This is a genomic window from Faecalibacillus sp. H12 (assembly GCF_013361255.1).
GTDB lineage: Bacteria > Bacillota_I > Bacilli_A > Erysipelotrichales > Coprobacillaceae > Faecalibacillus > Faecalibacillus intestinalis.
This window is the reverse complement of the sequence record NZ_JABWDK010000002.1, coordinates 292,038-306,493: the sequence shown is the minus strand read 5'-3', so window position 1 is coordinate 306,493 and position 14,456 is coordinate 292,038. Positions and strand designations below refer to the sequence as shown.

Here is a 14,456-nt window from a genome sequence, read left to right as displayed (position 1 = left end):
ATTCAATCGTCTCTAAAAAATCACAAGAACCGCTCGTCCTGTATTGTCATTCTTTTGTGTTATCAACATTTAACGACGTCATTTTCTGATGAATTGTCGAAAGCGGAAATATCAGTTCCCTCTTTCGTTCATTCCCATCTGAATCCGTACTGCTTTCAGTACCCGATCCAGGCTCCACTTGTTCACTCTTCCGCATTTCTCAATAATACATTTCGTAGAAATGCTCATAACCTGTTCAGCCAGTGCCAAACTTCCTTTTCGTATTCCCGTCATATCATATTTACTGATAAATACATGTGTTGGCAAATACCGTTTCTTATATATTCTTGATGTCAGCGGAACTACCGTTATGACTGAACTGTATGTATTGGCTTTATTATTGCTCACTATGATCACCGGTCTTACACCACCCTGAACAGATGTTGTAGGAAACATACCGAGATCTGCCCATAAAATATCTCCTCTGCGGATTGTCATTTGTCCTCTCTCCAATCTATTATTTCTATTTGTAAAGCATCCATAGCGCTATATTGGCTCCACAGGAATACGGCAGAGTTTCTTTCCCATAAGGAAAGCTCTGCCGCATAACCTCTATAGCCAATTTGATTATTAAACAGTGCTCGCTCGATTCTATTTATCCTCGATACCCCGAATCGTTACTCCCGCATATGCAAGAAGGGAATAATAACCTGCCCGAATGCATACTCCAGACCACAACCCGAAAATTCTCGTTTCCAGGCTCCAGCAGTTCATAGGTTTACCAGTTACAGACTTCTCAGGATCTGCAAGTGTATCGCATCTCATACATATCATCGCATCACCAGCCTGCCAGCTGGCTTCGGTCAGTGCTTTTTCGCAGCATTACAGACTGAGCTAAAAATCTTGGTTTTGTCTTATAATCCTATAGCGGCATCTTCCTCGTGCTCTCTGCATGAAATGTCACGTCAGTTATTATTGGATATTCAGTTATCATGGTTCATTTTAGGAAGTCCTTTAACTTCCTCTAATTACTAAAGTCAAATGACTTTGGCAGATGCAAAAGATTTTGAAAAATTTTTTAAAAAAATTTATTCATATACATTTCACGCATCTTATTAAGAGTGGATTTCAGCTTGTATGACAGCATCTGTCTGGAAATCCCCATAATCTCCGCCATCTGTGTCTGTGTCTTGTTTTCAAAGAAAATGCCATAAATAATCATGCGTTCCTCTGAGTTCAGCTGATTGATCACTTTGTGAATATCCTGCTGTTCCATTTTTGTCAGTACACAGTGCTCCACATCACAGTTCAGATCTGGAAAATCCTCAATCATAAAGCCTTCTCCATCAATGGACTGACCGCTGTAAGGTACTTCTCTCAGCATCTTATCCACAACCTCACCCAGTTCATTCTTAATCTCAACTTTTTTTGCCTTGCTGCTTCTGTAAAAATTATTCATCGCATACGCAACTTCTTTTGTAATCTCGATCATTTCTCCATCAATATTTGCGTAATACTTTCCTTCGTAAAAATATGGGTGTTCAATATACATATCCGTTCCTCCTGAATTTGAAATCTTGTTGCTCGTTTCAAATCCAGAAGGCGGACCTCTGTTTAGGATCATGCCTGCTCCGCCTTTATCCTGCCGGGATACGCCCGCAGTTATTGGCTGAGAAATTCAGGCACGAAAAAAAGCCCCAGTAGTTTTTTCTTAACTACTGAGGCTTTCGTCTCTTTCTTGTATTCAGTTATCTATGCCTTCTTTCATCAGCATAATCATTGTATCAGGATAAAGTTCACAAAGTATCCGCAATACATTCCCATAAGTTCATCTCATTATTAGAATCGTACATATTTCAGTATAAAAAGTTCACCGTGTTATTCTTCTACTTCTTTTCCATCTATATATAGTTGAAATTTATCAGGATTATTGACTACATCATAGTCCTTTCCGTATTCTACAGGTCTATATTCGGCTGTCATTACCGATTCCCCATCTTCAATATCCTCTTTCCATAAATAGATGTTCATATCAAGGCTCGTCGCATATCCCCTGTCTGTGGAGAATTTTGTAGAATAAAATGAATCATCCTTGTACATCTGCAAAAGTTCTCTTGCAAAAGCTTCTTTATCCTCGATATGTCCCCGGTTAGCAACCACGGTAATATTTTCATCTCGATTTACGGAAAATGTTCCAACTACATCCGGTTCGCCTTCCTTATGACCAGATTCAGATTTCCCATAAATACTTCCTGCAGCAATTATCAAGATCACTGCTCCTGAAATCAATGCAATTATCTTTTTCTTCATATTTTTATTTTCCTTTTAGTTTTTTTACTGCGTAATTGATTACTTCTTCCGGTGTAGGTCTTTCTCCTTTAAGTGTCATTTTCTTCCATTCTTCCTGCACAGCCGGATCAGGATTATCAAATCCTGCATCTATGGCTATCTGCATTTCTCTGCGTACTTCTTCTGGTGTTGTGTTGTACTTTTCTGCAATCTTCTCATAAATAGTTTTCTCTCTCATTCATTTTCCTCCGATATATAACTAGAATTACGTCTTGTTCTATAGAACCAATTTAGCATATTTCTATTATCATGAAAAGACACTTTACCACTTAAATCTGAATAAATGGTCAAAAAAAGAAGAGCTACTTGCTCTTCCCAGTTTGTCATATTACTCTTCCAATAATGTATGAATTACTTTGATGATTTTTTTCTGCTCTTTGATCGGAAGTTTTTCTATTTTCTCTGTCAACTCATTGGTAACACCTGTGACTGAATGTGCCACAACATCAATCAAAAGCGTATCTGCCGAAACATCTAATGCATTTGCAATTGCAACAAAGGTATCCAATTTTGTAACTTTCAAGCCTCTCTCTATTACACTCACATGCGTCGGACTCAAATTTACTAATGCAGCCAGTTCCTCTTGCGTGAGATTTTTTGCTTCTCGTGCTGATTTGATTCGCTGTCCAACTGCTTTCAAATCCATCGTAACACCTCCTCCAGAACGAATAATCGTTCTGAATTTAGTATACTTGTGGATATCTTAAATATACAGAATCGCAAAACCAAGTTCTAATTCTACGGAACTATATCCAAAGTTTTTCTTTGCATTTTCGTAAAAAAGCGTTATGATTGAATCAGTTAAATCAAAGGAGGTATCAAATCATGAAATCACATAAATACTGGTCCTTAGGCGCACTTTTCTGTATGTTGGGATGCATTTATTCTGGAATCAAAAAATCTATGACTGCACATAAATACTTTGCCTATTCTTCATTGCTTTGTATGGGCATGTCCATTTATTCCGGTCACAAACTGGTTTCTCCAAAGAAGAAAAAAATCACTAAATCAAATAATAGTGAGAATAGTTAAATAAAAAATTGACCTTTATTCATCAAAGACAAAGTTGCTGGAGAATATTTTTTCTCTCCAGCAACTTTCTTTATCTTTAAGCCATTGAAATACAATACTGTCCAATCAGCTTCATCCAACTATTATATTTATTCTTTTCACACACCTTTCGGCAAATTTCATTTTCCATCAATACACAGAACATCTTATCATAATCAAATGCCCAAACAGCACCATTCACATGGTTTTCCACTGCTTTCTGATCTATGCTCTTTAAGCGTGTGACCATTTTTTCAATTTCTCTATTTCCCAAGTTACCGATATTTTTACAGATAAACCGAAAGAAATTCAACGTTGCATATTCGTCATGCCAATGGAACTCTTCTGGATTGTTTTTAATTTTACTGGCTCGCTGCTGTTCTTTGATTATCTGATTAGCTACACCTTTCATCGAATCTTCGTATCTCATATTACTCACCTACTCTTCCTCAACGCCCAGTGATGGTTTAAATCTTTTATCCTTTGCCTGCGGTACCACGATCTCATAAAAATAAAATCCTAAATACCCAAGTGCCTGCTTCTTCATTTTATAAAAAGAAGTCCTGCCTATTCCTAACTCCTGTTGTACTTCCACATCTGTCTTATTATAATGACTGCAAAAACAGGAATGAAGGATTTCACTGAGCATCACACCATTTGGTGCATAGAACTTCACCAAAGTCATTCCCCGATAGATCATGTCCGACAATCCATAAATAATCATCAGATTATTCATCTCCCGGTGCATCTTTGGCACATTCAGCTGGTTGTTATAAATGCTCAGATAACTCAATGCATATGCCATATCTTCATTGATTTTCTCCTGGCATTCCATATCCAGTTCTTCTAACACAATCTGATTTTCCAAAATCAATTTCTGATAGCTTGTCATCAATTCTTTAATATCAGTATAATGTCTTTCGATTGTAACTTCCAGATAATCCTGTGCATGACTTGCCATCTGGAAGGTAATTTCTTTCATTGATTTAATTGCATAATCTCTGTCTGTCATCAGTTTCAAAATCTCCTTATCATCATCACACTAACTGGCGGTCTTTCAGCCCAGTTCGCTTTCCCCATGATTTTGATGGGAAGCAATTACTTACTACAATTTGCAGAAGCAGATATCCAAAAGGCATTGTGGGAGTTGCCTTTGCTGACCGGAATCCTTCTTCTTATATAAAGCCTGCAGGAATATAAAGGGAAAGTGACTATCCCTGCCGGTTAATAATCCAAATAATATCGTCTATACTTATCTCTCCTTATGCTGTTTTTCTCTCCATAAACCATTTATCCACTTCATAAAACAAGTGACTTTCCTGCCCCTGTATCATACAGGTGTACATCATTCCTACACCGCCTGCCTTTCTGCTGGCACATCGCTCGATTTTCAAAATTCTGTCGATGTTATATTTTCTTCCATCTTCCCATGTAAAAAATATAGGAACCAGCTGTCCGTCTTTCCGAAACTCTGCCACTACATCTACATATACTTTGTTCATGCCGACACCTCACTATAAAATCTCGATTGCTCTTGGTGATGCCGGGATTCTGCGGATATATCCATTTTGCTCCAACTGCTTGATTCTGAAAAAAGCAGATGATGTTGATTTCACCCCGATCAACTCTCCAAATTCCCGGACTGTCGGCGGGTATCCATGCTCCTTCGTATAATTCAAAATACATTGATAACTTTCTTTCTGTTTTCTGGTTAATGCTTTTTTCAAATCTATCCCTCCAATTACCCATGAAAATAACTGTGTGGATGGATCGTGTGCGTACCAGCGTCTAAGTGGGATAAGACTTTATCCTGATACATTGCCGCTCGCTGTATACTGAAATAACCAAACCGTCGTCTGATCTCATCTACAGTACGATCCAGCTTCTCTAACTTTTCCTTTTTCTCCTGATTTCCAAATAAATCCAACTGCACGGGAATATCATCTAACACAAGATCCGCAGCTCGGATTCCCAGGCTTCTAATGGGATGTTCCCATTTATAATTATCTTTAAATAGCTGAAATGCTGCAGTTACAATCTCGTTTGTAATATTCGTTGGCTGTCGTAAATGTATCTGTCTGGAAAAACTATACAATCCATTATCTCGAACTGTAATTTCTACTGTTTTGCATTTAAATCCATGTTTCCGCAATCGTGCAGCTACACTTTCTGCCAATGCTATTTGAATGATCCAGACATCCAGATCATTTTCCAGATCTCTCGGTGTTGTAGTGCTATTACTTATCGACTTTACTGGAGCTTCATACCCTTCCTTGCAAACCGGATCTTCATCCCAGCCATTTGCGAAAGCCCATAATACATTTCCTATTTTTCCAAAATGGCTCTCTAACAACTTTTCGTCTGATTCCGCAAGTTGCCCGATTGTCCGGATTCCAAGTTTTTGCAATTTCTTATTTGTCTGTCTTCCGACATAAAGCAAATCTGACGCAGGAAGATGCCATATCCTGTCTTTATAATTTTCTCGATTAAACTCTGTGATTGCATCCGGCTTTTTATAATCCGAGCCGAGTTTCGCATAAATCTTATTCCAGGAAATTCCAATACTCACTGTTACTCCAAGTTCGTATTTAATCCGATGGCTGATTTCTCTCGCAATTGTCATTCCGCTTCCTTTCAGATTTCCACTGCCTGATACATCCAGCCAGGCTTCATCAATTCCATATGGCTCAATTTTGTCTGTATACTCTGAATAGATTTCTCTTGCCATTTGTGAAAATCGCAAATATAAATCCATCCGTGGCGGTACAAAAATAATTTCCGGGCAAACCTGTTTCGCCTGCCATAATGCCATTCCGGTTTTTACTCCTTTTTTCTTGGCGATATAATTTGCTGTCAGTACAATTCCATGCCGGGCTTCCGGATCGCCACCTACTGCCAGAGGCATTCCGGCAAATTCCGGATGATGTAGCATTTCTACACTGGCGTAGTCGGGTAAGAGAAGAGCATTACTGTCCTTCCCTCCCCTAAGAACCGTACGTGATAGTTTCCCATCATACGGCTCAAGCCTTATAAAGCCTATTGCTGCCACAATAAGCCGGTTGTATATCATTCGTATACAAATTTGAAATTGCTGTAGGATTTATTTTTGCGTTCAGCGAAGTATTCCATCCAAATTTCATCGTAGGGATTCGCTTCCGCTTTAATACGTGTAAAACGGGTAATGTTTGTGTCGGTTGCATATACTAATGCGAGATAATTATCCTCCGTCAGCTTTTCAGAGAAAGTCCAGCTACGGTTTCCGATTCTGTGGAAATATTTATCTCTTATCCATGCGGCTGGTTTGTTTTTATGTCTACGTCGGCACCATCTCCATAGCGCCTTGAATGTCTGCCAGTCCACATATCTAAATGCAACCGAAGATACGTTATACTTCTGAAAGTTCACCCATCCTCTGATAATAGGATTCAGGCATTTGATCAGATCGGATTGCTTGTCCGTTCGGAACTTCTTAATTGTTCCACGAATTTTACGCATAATTGATTTAACATTCTGTTTTGATGGTTTGGTAAGTAATTTATCCCCATATTTACGAATATTACAACCCAAAAAGTCAAATCCATCGTGTATGTTCGTAATAACTGTCTTTTCATCCGATAATTCTAATCCTCTTTCATGCATGAACTCTTTTACTAAAGGTAGTACCTCGTTTCTTAATAGTTCCTCTGATGCTCCTGTAATAATGAAATCATCTGCATAGCGCACCAGATTTACTTTTGGATTTATCTGTCTACCTTTCGACCAATACCGTTTGAACTTATTCTTCAATAATCTTTCTAATCCGTCCAATACATAATTACACAGCGTCGGTGAAATAGTACCTCCCTGTGGTGTTCCTTGGTCAGTAGCATTGAGTTTTCCCTTTTCCACAAATCCAGCTTTAAGAAATTTGTGTAAAATTTCTTTGTCCATAGGGATATTCTTTTGCATCCATTCATGATTTATGTTATCGAAACATCCTTTTATGTCACCTTCCAACACCCATTCTGGTGCTGTTTTTCGAGCCAAGTCGACAAAACATTGCTCTATAGCGTCTTGAACACATCTGTTGGGTCTGAATCCGTATGAAGTGCCGTCTGCCAGAGTTTCTGTGACTGGTTCCAGTGCCATTTTGTGTAATGTTTGCATTGCCCTATCTTTCATTGTAGGAATACTCAGTGGTCTCTTTTTTCCATTTTTCTTTGGAATGTAGATTCGTCTGAGCGGTTGAGGTTGGTATCCTCTTCTCTGAAGTGTGAATATGGCGTTAAATTTGTCCTCATTACTTATCCAACACACGCCATCTACTCCAGGTGTTCTTTTACCCTTGTTTTCTGTTACTCTTTTTACAGCAATTGCTTTTGCATAAAACGAATGAGTCAGAGTCCATTGTAAGGATTTGATTTTTCCTACTCTGTTCTCCTTTACAGCCTTTGCAATACGCATCTGCAGTTTCTTAACCTCATATTCAGCTGTTCCAAAATCAATATCCTTCCAGCTCTTAATGTGATTTGAAGATGCACACGATTTCTCGTACATTTGCATTTCTCCTTTCAGAAATTCTGCTAATTCTCTTGCAACATAAGACCAGACGGAAGTCTGCCCCCTTTCGGGTGAGTATATTCTCTATCCTTCTCATTACAAGAAGGCATTCGCTTTCTCCGTCCTCCTTACCCGCACATCTATCGGTTTCCCTTACGGGTTACTTTCCGTATCTTTATGGAGATATACGGGCTTACCTTGTTCCACTACATTTATGCTGGTAGATTAGGCTCCACCTTTCTGCCGACGGTTCTATAGTCCGTGTGATGGCTGTTTCAACCCCCAACCAAACCGCATTCCCATTTTGGGCCAGGCCCAGCAACCTTTGGCCTGTTCGCGCATAACGGCATTTACCAGTGATTCAGATATCTTAGCCATTCTATCCCAGTCATCATCTCAAGTCAGTGTTGCTCTTACTTGTTCTTATCCTCACGGAATCAGTTCTACATCTCTGTAAAGATGATTTTTCATATCTCGTTTCCTCATAGCAGTTACCCGCTACTTTGTAGATATTAGACTCAACTGACGGAACAGCAGGTCTTACACCTTACGGTAAGACAATAAATGTAGTGACTTTCAAGTCACACAAAACAGTTCATATCACTATGCAGGATCACACGCTCACTCAAACTTTTCACCTCCCAGCTGTTTCCTTCAACATAATGTCTTATCAATTTCTGTATGTTTAGTATATATCGACATTCCGGAGATAGTCAAGCGACATATTGGTTGCATTTTCTCCATTTCGGAGATTATTGTTGATTTTATTTCTAACATACGGTATAATGCATATAGAAAATTCAAATAGAAATGAGGCGAACAAATGCGTGATTTCGGGGAAATATTAGCAGAAAATAGAAAAAAGAAAGGATACTCTCAATCAGATCTGGTAGACCTGCTTTCTCAAGAAGGTATTCAGGTCACTACAAAAGCAATCTCCAAATGGGAGACCAATGCACGAGAACCAGCTTTACATGTTTTCCTGACACTTTGCCAGTTACTTGATATCGAAGATATATATGAATCCTTCTTTGGAGAAAACCCATATAACATTATGAGTGGATTAAATGAAGAAGGCAGAAATAAATTGATTGAATTTGCTGATATTTTGAAAGCTTCTAAAAAGTTTTCTCCACTGTCTGCAAAGATTATCCCATTCCATCATCCTGTAGAAATTACCTGGGAACCAGTTTCTGCTGGTACTGGAAATTACCTGGAAGATTCTGTAAAAGAAACTTATGATGTAGGACACCTTGCTCCTGAGCAGACTGACTTTGGTGTACGGATCTCCGGTGACAGTATGGAGCCACTTTATCATACAGGCGATGTCGCATGGATTCAGAAAAAAGATTCTCTTGCTAATGGTGAAATTGGAATCTTCTATCTCAACGGCAATACTTACATCAAGGAATTACACGATGAGCCAGATGGTGTTTATCTGATTTCTTTAAATCAAAAATATCGTCCTATCCAGGTTTTGGAATCTGACTCTTTTAAGATTTTTGGAAAAGTAATCGGGAAATGCAAAGGTGCAGAAATTCCGGGATTCCATTAGATTTCAACAGCAGGTTCACAATTCTGCTGATAACAATAAGCAAAGGAAGTGATTGAATGGCAATCAATAATACACTAAAAGATATTCGTGAAGAACGGAATCTCATTCAAGCAGATTTGGCTGAAGCCATAGGTTCCTGCAGTCAGACTATAGGCCGCATCGAACGTGGAGAACGTAATCCCTCTCTTGAGATTGCAATCCGGCTGGCACATTACCTGAAAGTGCCTGTAGAAGATATTTTTCAAGTTGAAGACTGAAGCATAACAGCCAGAAAACCGAGGAGTAAAATCCCCGGTTTTCCTTTTGCTCAAAAATTAGTGTACTCCTTTTACAAAGTCCACTGCGTTTTTCATATCTTCTTCATTCGGATGTCCTTTTGCAATACCTCCAACCAGTTTAAATGGTCCGAATGTGTCATACCCTTTACAGCCAAATTTTCCAACCACACTGGCATGTTTTTTATCCAAAATCTGCTCTATGGATTTATAATTCGCACTTCCACCATAAGTACAGATCAGAAATATCTTTTTGTCGTTCGGTAGATTCTTCTCTGCAAATTCCAATATCGACTGATGAAACTTTGAAAAATAGATTCCTGATGCAAACCCAATCATATCATAACTGCTCAGATCTGCATCTGGCTGTATCACAGCATCAATCAAATCCACCTGACATTCTTCTGCGATCCTCTTTGCTAATTTTTCTGTATTTCCATGATGCACAGATGCGTATACTATCGCTGTTCTCATTTTTCTTCCTTTCTGTCTGTTCCGTCAATCAGGTCATAGCTCATATCTAAAAAGTCCAATGTCTTTGCTTCACTGACTGAACCATCCAGTAAAATCGTGATCCAGTGCTGCTTATTCATATGATATCCTGGTAAAAATCCATAAGTCTGAATAATCATGCTGGTCATTTCTGGATCGCACTTTACGTCCATGATGTCAACCAGCTCATTTCCCTCTAATCCCAACTTAGATTTCTCAACTGTCATGAATACTGCATACCATTTTCCATTTTTATGACGAAGTACCGCACTGTCTGGCGATTTACTCCATAAATATTCCGGAACTGTACCGTACTGTTTCTGCACGTATTCAAAGATTTCTTCCGTCTTCACAATCTTTTCAACTCCTGATTCTTCTGATATCCTGTCCATAATCATACCACATTTTCGTATGTCATACTACATGCCAAATTCTTTTGCATTTCTCTTATTCTTCTGACTTTAGCTAATAGAGGGGTAAAACAGCAAGGACAGGAAGTGAGGATACACTTCCGAAAAATCCCAATTCAGGGTACCCTGCCCTAAATTGAAAAAACGCTGAAAGCAACGATACTACTGCCCTCTCAGAAAGGAGAACCCACCAATGGCTGAAAGAAAGCGAAACAAAGAAATCCATTTTTATGTCACAGAAGAAGAGCGGAAGCTTATCCGCAGAAAGATGATTGAATCAAAGACCAAAAACATGGGAGCTTATCTTCGTAAAATGGCAATCGACGGTTACATCGTCAACACCGACACTACTCCGCTGAAGAAACAGTATGAGGAAATGCACAAGATTGGCGTAAATATCAATCAGATTGCAAAAAAGGTAAATACCACCGGAGATCTATACCCGGAGGAAATGAAAGAATTGAAAGAGATGGTGAAAGAACTATGGCGTATCTTAAGATCTTCCCAATTAAAGTAACAGACAAGAAAGCTCTGGACTACATCACGAATCCAGATAAAACAGATGAAAAACTGTTAGTTTCCAGTTTTGGCTGTTCCCCGGAAACTGCAGATCTTGAATTTTCCATGACTAGAGAAATGACGAAAAAGAATGGAATGGACAAAGGTGATAACCTGGCATTTCATCTGATTCAGTCATTTAAACCTGGAGAAGTTGATGCCGAAACTGCCCATCGCTTAGGACAACAATTTGCAGACGAAGTACTGAAAGGAAAATATGAATACGTGATCAGTACCCATGTTGACAAAAACCACATTCATAACCACATCATCTTTAATGCAGCAAGTTTTGTTGATTATCACAAATATGTTTCCAATAAGCGGAGCTACCATAAAATCTGCCGGATCAGTAATCGTATCTGCCATGAAAATGGACTTGCCACCAGTATGCCAACCGGAGAAAAAGGTAAAAGCTATAAAGAGAACATCGAATATCATCGTGGCACCAGTTGGAAAGCCAAGCTACGTGTTTCAGTTGATAAGGCAATCTGGACTTCCATTAACTATGAGGAATTTCTACAAAAAATGCAGTTAGCCGGATATGAAGTCCGCCAAGGAAAACACCTATCCTTCCGTGCACCAGAGCAGAAGAATTTCACTTATATGAAATCTCTCGGAAGCTATTATTCAGAAGAAAATGTCCGCATCCGCCTGGCTAAAAATCGTAACAAAGTGAAAACTCCAAAGCATCTATCCAGAGAAGCTCGCCTGTATATCAATATCTCCACGTATGTTACAACCGGCAATCGAGAAGGATTTGAACGTTGGGCAAAACTAAATAATCTAAAAGAGACAGCCCGCACCTTTAACTATCTTTCCGAAAATAATCTGCTGAATTATGAAGATTTCCAGCAGCATATTTCTGACGTTGATGCTTCTGTTAAAGCGGCTGAACAGAGAATAATACAAATTAACAGTGAGCTAAGCACACAGAAAATCATTCAAAAGCACTGCGATTCTTACCGACTCTGCCGTAAAGTGATTGAAGATTGCAAATCTGCCAAAAACCCAAAAGTATACCGCACCAAACATCAGGCAGAATACCAGCTCCACGATTCACTAAAAAAAGAGCTTCAGGATCTCGGTATTACCAAAATCCCAAGCTCTAATAAAATCCAGAAGCAGATTGAAAATCTTGAATCTGAACAGACTTCTACTGTTCGGGAAAAACAGGAATTACAGAAAAAGCTGAAAACTCTGGAAATCATTCAGCAGAATTTCACAGCACTGCTCAATGCTCCGGAGATACAAATTCCTGTATCAGGGAAAGAGCCAACTCTTTAAAAAGAAGAGGTACCTATGTAACGGTGCCTCTTCCCTTTCCATCTAATCTGTTTTATTGCTCTACCCTATCACCCTTAATATGCTGGTGGAAGATGTATTCCATGTGGAAGATGATTATCTAATTAACTACATTATTTTCTGTCTAAAATATCCATAAATTCGTCACCTGTAATTGTTTCCTTCTCATACAGGTACATAGCCAGTTCGTCCAGTTTTTCCCTGTTTTCGGAAAGGATTTTTCTTGCTTTTTCATGCTCTGCTTTTACGAGCTGCACGACTTTTTCATCAATTTCCTTCTGGGTATCTGTGGAACAGGAAAGAGACGTATCGCCGCCAAGATACTGGTTGGTCACGGTTTCCATTGCCACCATGTCGAATTCATCTGTCATGCCGTAGCGGGTGATCATCGCTCTTGCAATTTTTGTTGCCTGTTCGATATCATTGGAGGCTCCTGTCGTGATCTCACCAAATACGATCTCCTCTGCCGCACGTCCGCCTGTAAATGTAACAATCTTATTCTCAAGTTCTTTTTTCGTCATCAGATATTTATCACCCTGCTCAACCTGCATAGTGTAGCCGAGTGCACCTGAGGTACGCGGGATGATCGTAATCTTCTGGACCGGTGCTGAATGACTCTGCAATGCAGCTACCAGAGCGTGTCCTATCTCATGATATGCAACAACCTTCTTCTCCTGATCTGAAAGAACCGCATTCTTCTTCTGATATCCTGCAATAACCACTTCTATACTTTCTTCGAGATCAGATTCATTTACAACGGTCCTTCCACTACGGACAGCACGTAATGCTGCTTCATTTATAATATTGGCAAGCTCCGCACCGGATGCACCGGATGCCATACGTGCAATCGTATGCAGGTCAACATCATCAGATGCTTTTATCTTCTTTGCATGAACCTTTAAAATTGCTTCACGTCCTGCAAGATCCGGCAGTTCAACCGGCACACGCCTGTCAAAACGTCCCGGACGTGTAAGTGCCGGATCTAACGACTCCGGACGGTTCGTTGCAGCAAGAATGATGACACCATTATTTCCTTCAAATCCATCCATCTCTGTAAGAAGCTGATTTAAGGTCTGCTCCCTCTCATCATTTCCGCCCATTTGTCCGTCACGCTTTTTACCAATGGCATCAATTTCATCAATAAACACGATACATGGTGCCTTTTCCTTTGCCTGTCTGAAAAGATCTCGAACCTTGGAAGCTCCCATACCGACAAACATCTCTACGAATTCTGATCCGGACATTGAGAAAAATGGTACATTTGATTCACCCGCAACTGCTTTTGCAAGCATTGTTTTACCAGTTCCCGGAGGTCCTACAAGAAGGACACCTTTTGGCATAGACGCACCTACATCGGTATACTTCTTCGGATTGTGAAGATAATCAACGATCTCTGAAAGGTTTTCTTTCGCCTCATCTTCTCCTGCAACGTCTGAAAAACGGATTCCCTCACTGGATTGCACATAAATCTTCGCATTGCTTTTTCCCATTCCAAAAGCCATCGAATTTTTTCCTCCGGCATGCTCCATCAGTTTCTTCGCCATATAATTTCCCAGTGCGATAAAAAGGATCAATGGCAAAACCCCGGTCAGCAGGAAGCTAATGATCGGTGACATCTGCTTATCGATATCTTTTGCGAATACTGCTCCACATTCATATAGCCTGTCCGTCAGGTTCGGATCGTTCATCAGACCTGTTTTATAAATATTTTTTTGATCTTTATCTGTAAAGATGATCTGATTGTCCTTAACTTCTACTTCACCGATATTCTTCTTCTCGATCATGCTCATAAAAGTTCCATAATCCGTTTCCTTTACCTGATGCTCCATAAGGATTGGTGCGACAACCAGATTAAATACAATCAGCACTATTAACACAATCCCATAATAATATGCCAGTGGTTTTTTCGGTGTTTTAACTTCTTTCATGGTCTTTCCTCCTGTTGTT

Annotated in this window: 19 protein-coding genes; 5 read left to right on the top strand and 14 right to left on the bottom strand. The window is 39.5% G+C overall.

The annotated features are described in order from the left end of the window. Positions 1–111 precede the first annotated feature (111 nt). The 5 genes from HUU89_RS04565 to HUU89_RS04545 all read right to left on the bottom strand — a co-directional run bounded on the left by HUU89_RS04565 (position 112) and on the right by HUU89_RS04545 (position 2,974). Complete coding sequence (locus HUU89_RS04565; RefSeq protein ID WP_175301092.1) at positions 112–477, bottom strand: type II toxin-antitoxin system PemK/MazF family toxin; 366 nt, start codon at positions 475–477, stop codon at positions 112–114. A gap of 580 nt (positions 478–1,057) precedes the next feature. Continuing rightward, a complete protein-coding gene (locus HUU89_RS04560; protein ID WP_172677496.1) occupies positions 1,058–1,531 on the bottom strand; it encodes a sigma factor-like helix-turn-helix DNA-binding protein in 474 nt (157 codons plus the stop codon). Between the two features lie 326 nt (positions 1,532–1,857). Continuing rightward, entirely contained in the window at positions 1,858–2,289 is a 432-nt protein-coding gene (locus tag HUU89_RS04555; RefSeq protein ID WP_118576027.1) for a hypothetical protein, read from the bottom strand. 4 nt (positions 2,290–2,293) lie between these two features. Continuing rightward, positions 2,294–2,506 (bottom strand): sporulation initiation factor Spo0A C-terminal domain-containing protein, encoded by a 213-nt coding sequence (locus HUU89_RS04550; RefSeq protein WP_024720749.1) that lies wholly within the window; start codon positions 2,504–2,506, stop codon positions 2,294–2,296. A gap of 150 nt (positions 2,507–2,656) precedes the next feature. Next, positions 2,657–2,974, bottom strand: coding sequence for a helix-turn-helix domain-containing protein (locus HUU89_RS04545; RefSeq protein WP_008688152.1), 318 nt, complete (start codon positions 2,972–2,974; stop codon positions 2,657–2,659). Positions 2,975–3,153: 179 nt separating this feature from the next. Here HUU89_RS04545 and HUU89_RS04540 point away from each other — a divergent pair, with 179 nt between their 5' ends. Further along, positions 3,154–3,360 (top strand): DUF6219 family protein, encoded by a 207-nt coding sequence (locus HUU89_RS04540; protein ID WP_082210884.1) that lies wholly within the window; start codon positions 3,154–3,156, stop codon positions 3,358–3,360. 76 nt (positions 3,361–3,436) lie between these two features. On the opposite strand, the gene HUU89_RS04535 is transcribed toward HUU89_RS04540, so the two are convergent. The 6 genes from HUU89_RS04535 to ltrA form a co-directional block, all read right to left on the bottom strand. After that, positions 3,437–3,808, bottom strand: coding sequence for a hypothetical protein (locus HUU89_RS04535; protein WP_118576124.1), 372 nt, complete (start codon positions 3,806–3,808; stop codon positions 3,437–3,439). Between the two features lie 9 nt (positions 3,809–3,817). Further along, positions 3,818–4,390: a hypothetical protein gene (locus tag HUU89_RS04530; RefSeq protein ID WP_008688147.1), complete on the bottom strand. Its 573-nt coding sequence runs from the start codon at positions 4,388–4,390 to the stop codon at positions 3,818–3,820. A 250-nt stretch (positions 4,391–4,640) separates the two neighbouring features. Further along, complete coding sequence (locus HUU89_RS04525) at positions 4,641–4,880, bottom strand: hypothetical protein (protein WP_055180584.1); 240 nt, start codon at positions 4,878–4,880, stop codon at positions 4,641–4,643. A 12-nt stretch (positions 4,881–4,892) separates the two neighbouring features. Continuing rightward, complete coding sequence (locus HUU89_RS04520; RefSeq protein ID WP_118576025.1) at positions 4,893–5,105, bottom strand: DNA-binding protein; 213 nt, start codon at positions 5,103–5,105, stop codon at positions 4,893–4,895. 14 nt (positions 5,106–5,119) lie between these two features. Further along, entirely contained in the window at positions 5,120–6,427 is a 1,308-nt protein-coding gene (locus HUU89_RS04515; protein ID WP_217498429.1) for a DNA polymerase thumb domain-containing protein, read from the bottom strand. 17 nt (positions 6,428–6,444) lie between these two features. Then, positions 6,445–7,914 carry a group II intron reverse transcriptase/maturase gene (ltrA, locus tag HUU89_RS04510; RefSeq protein WP_175301091.1) on the bottom strand — a complete coding sequence of 490 codons (1,470 nt, stop codon included), beginning with the start codon at positions 7,912–7,914 and terminating at the stop codon, positions 6,445–6,447. Positions 7,915–8,740: 826 nt separating this feature from the next. Between ltrA and HUU89_RS04505 the strand changes: the two genes are divergently transcribed. Together HUU89_RS04505 and HUU89_RS04500 are read left to right on the top strand one after the other, a co-directional pair. Further along, a complete protein-coding gene (locus HUU89_RS04505; protein WP_008688138.1) occupies positions 8,741–9,472 on the top strand; it encodes a helix-turn-helix domain-containing protein in 732 nt (243 codons plus the stop codon). Positions 9,473–9,528: 56 nt separating this feature from the next. Continuing rightward, positions 9,529–9,729, top strand: a complete 201-nt coding sequence (locus HUU89_RS04500; RefSeq protein ID WP_005344265.1) for a helix-turn-helix transcriptional regulator — start codon at positions 9,529–9,531, stop codon at positions 9,727–9,729. A gap of 57 nt (positions 9,730–9,786) precedes the next feature. Here HUU89_RS04500 and HUU89_RS04495 read toward each other — a convergent pair whose 3' ends face one another. Beyond that, on the bottom strand, positions 9,787–10,221 hold the full coding sequence (locus HUU89_RS04495) for a flavodoxin family protein (protein ID WP_117502272.1): 435 nt from the start codon (positions 10,219–10,221) through the stop codon (positions 9,787–9,789). Next, positions 10,218–10,631, bottom strand: a complete 414-nt coding sequence (locus tag HUU89_RS04490) for an MmcQ/YjbR family DNA-binding protein (protein ID WP_217498428.1) — start codon at positions 10,629–10,631, stop codon at positions 10,218–10,220. The genes HUU89_RS04495 and HUU89_RS04490 overlap by 4 nt, the downstream gene beginning before the upstream one ends. 211 nt (positions 10,632–10,842) lie before the next feature. Here HUU89_RS04490 and HUU89_RS04485 point away from each other — a divergent pair, with 211 nt between their 5' ends. After that, on the top strand, positions 10,843–11,166 hold the full coding sequence (locus HUU89_RS04485) for a MobC family plasmid mobilization relaxosome protein (RefSeq protein ID WP_117502270.1): 324 nt from the start codon (positions 10,843–10,845) through the stop codon (positions 11,164–11,166). After that, positions 11,133–12,491: a relaxase/mobilization nuclease domain-containing protein gene (locus HUU89_RS04480; protein WP_175301090.1), complete on the top strand. Its 1,359-nt coding sequence runs from the start codon at positions 11,133–11,135 to the stop codon at positions 12,489–12,491. Before HUU89_RS04485 ends, HUU89_RS04480 begins: the two co-directional genes overlap by 34 nt. A 131-nt stretch (positions 12,492–12,622) precedes the next feature. On the opposite strand, the gene ftsH is transcribed toward HUU89_RS04480, so the two are convergent. Beyond that, positions 12,623–14,437, bottom strand: coding sequence for an ATP-dependent zinc metalloprotease FtsH (ftsH, locus tag HUU89_RS04475; RefSeq protein WP_117502266.1), 1,815 nt, complete (start codon positions 14,435–14,437; stop codon positions 12,623–12,625). Positions 14,438–14,456: the final 19 nt, after the last annotated feature.

Excerpts from the sequence above, each read along its gene's own strand:
- HUU89_RS04540 (WP_082210884.1), top strand. The coding sequence starts at position 3,154 with ATGAAATCACATAAATACTGGTCCTTAGGCGCACTTTTCTGTATGTTG.
- HUU89_RS04555 (WP_118576027.1), bottom strand. The coding sequence starts at position 2,289 with ATGAAGAAAAAGATAATTGCATTGATTTCAGGAGCAGTGATCTTGATA.
- HUU89_RS04530 (WP_008688147.1), bottom strand. The coding sequence starts at position 4,390 with ATGACAGACAGAGATTATGCAATTAAATCAATGAAAGAAATTACCTTC.
- HUU89_RS04565 (WP_175301092.1), bottom strand. The coding sequence starts at position 477 with ATGACAATCCGCAGAGGAGATATTTTATGGGCAGATCTCGGTATGTTT.
- ltrA (WP_175301091.1), bottom strand. The coding sequence starts at position 7,914 with ATGTACGAGAAATCGTGTGCATCTTCAAATCACATTAAGAGCTGGAAG.
- HUU89_RS04490 (WP_217498428.1), bottom strand. The coding sequence starts at position 10,631 with ATGGACAGGATATCAGAAGAATCAGGAGTTGAAAAGATTGTGAAGACG.
- HUU89_RS04485 (WP_117502270.1), top strand. The coding sequence starts at position 10,843 with ATGGCTGAAAGAAAGCGAAACAAAGAAATCCATTTTTATGTCACAGAA.
- HUU89_RS04560 (WP_172677496.1), bottom strand. The coding sequence starts at position 1,531 with ATGTATATTGAACACCCATATTTTTACGAAGGAAAGTATTACGCAAAT.
- ftsH (WP_117502266.1), bottom strand. The coding sequence starts at position 14,437 with ATGAAAGAAGTTAAAACACCGAAAAAACCACTGGCATATTATTATGGG.
- HUU89_RS04545 (WP_008688152.1), bottom strand. The coding sequence starts at position 2,974 with ATGGATTTGAAAGCAGTTGGACAGCGAATCAAATCAGCACGAGAAGCA.
- HUU89_RS04500 (WP_005344265.1), top strand. The coding sequence starts at position 9,529 with ATGGCAATCAATAATACACTAAAAGATATTCGTGAAGAACGGAATCTC.
- HUU89_RS04535 (WP_118576124.1), bottom strand. The coding sequence starts at position 3,808 with ATGAGATACGAAGATTCGATGAAAGGTGTAGCTAATCAGATAATCAAA.
- HUU89_RS04505 (WP_008688138.1), top strand. The coding sequence starts at position 8,741 with ATGCGTGATTTCGGGGAAATATTAGCAGAAAATAGAAAAAAGAAAGGA.
- HUU89_RS04525 (WP_055180584.1), bottom strand. The coding sequence starts at position 4,880 with ATGAACAAAGTATATGTAGATGTAGTGGCAGAGTTTCGGAAAGACGGA.
- HUU89_RS04480 (WP_175301090.1), top strand. The coding sequence starts at position 11,133 with ATGGCGTATCTTAAGATCTTCCCAATTAAAGTAACAGACAAGAAAGCT.
- HUU89_RS04495 (WP_117502272.1), bottom strand. The coding sequence starts at position 10,221 with ATGAGAACAGCGATAGTATACGCATCTGTGCATCATGGAAATACAGAA.
- HUU89_RS04550 (WP_024720749.1), bottom strand. The coding sequence starts at position 2,506 with ATGAGAGAGAAAACTATTTATGAGAAGATTGCAGAAAAGTACAACACA.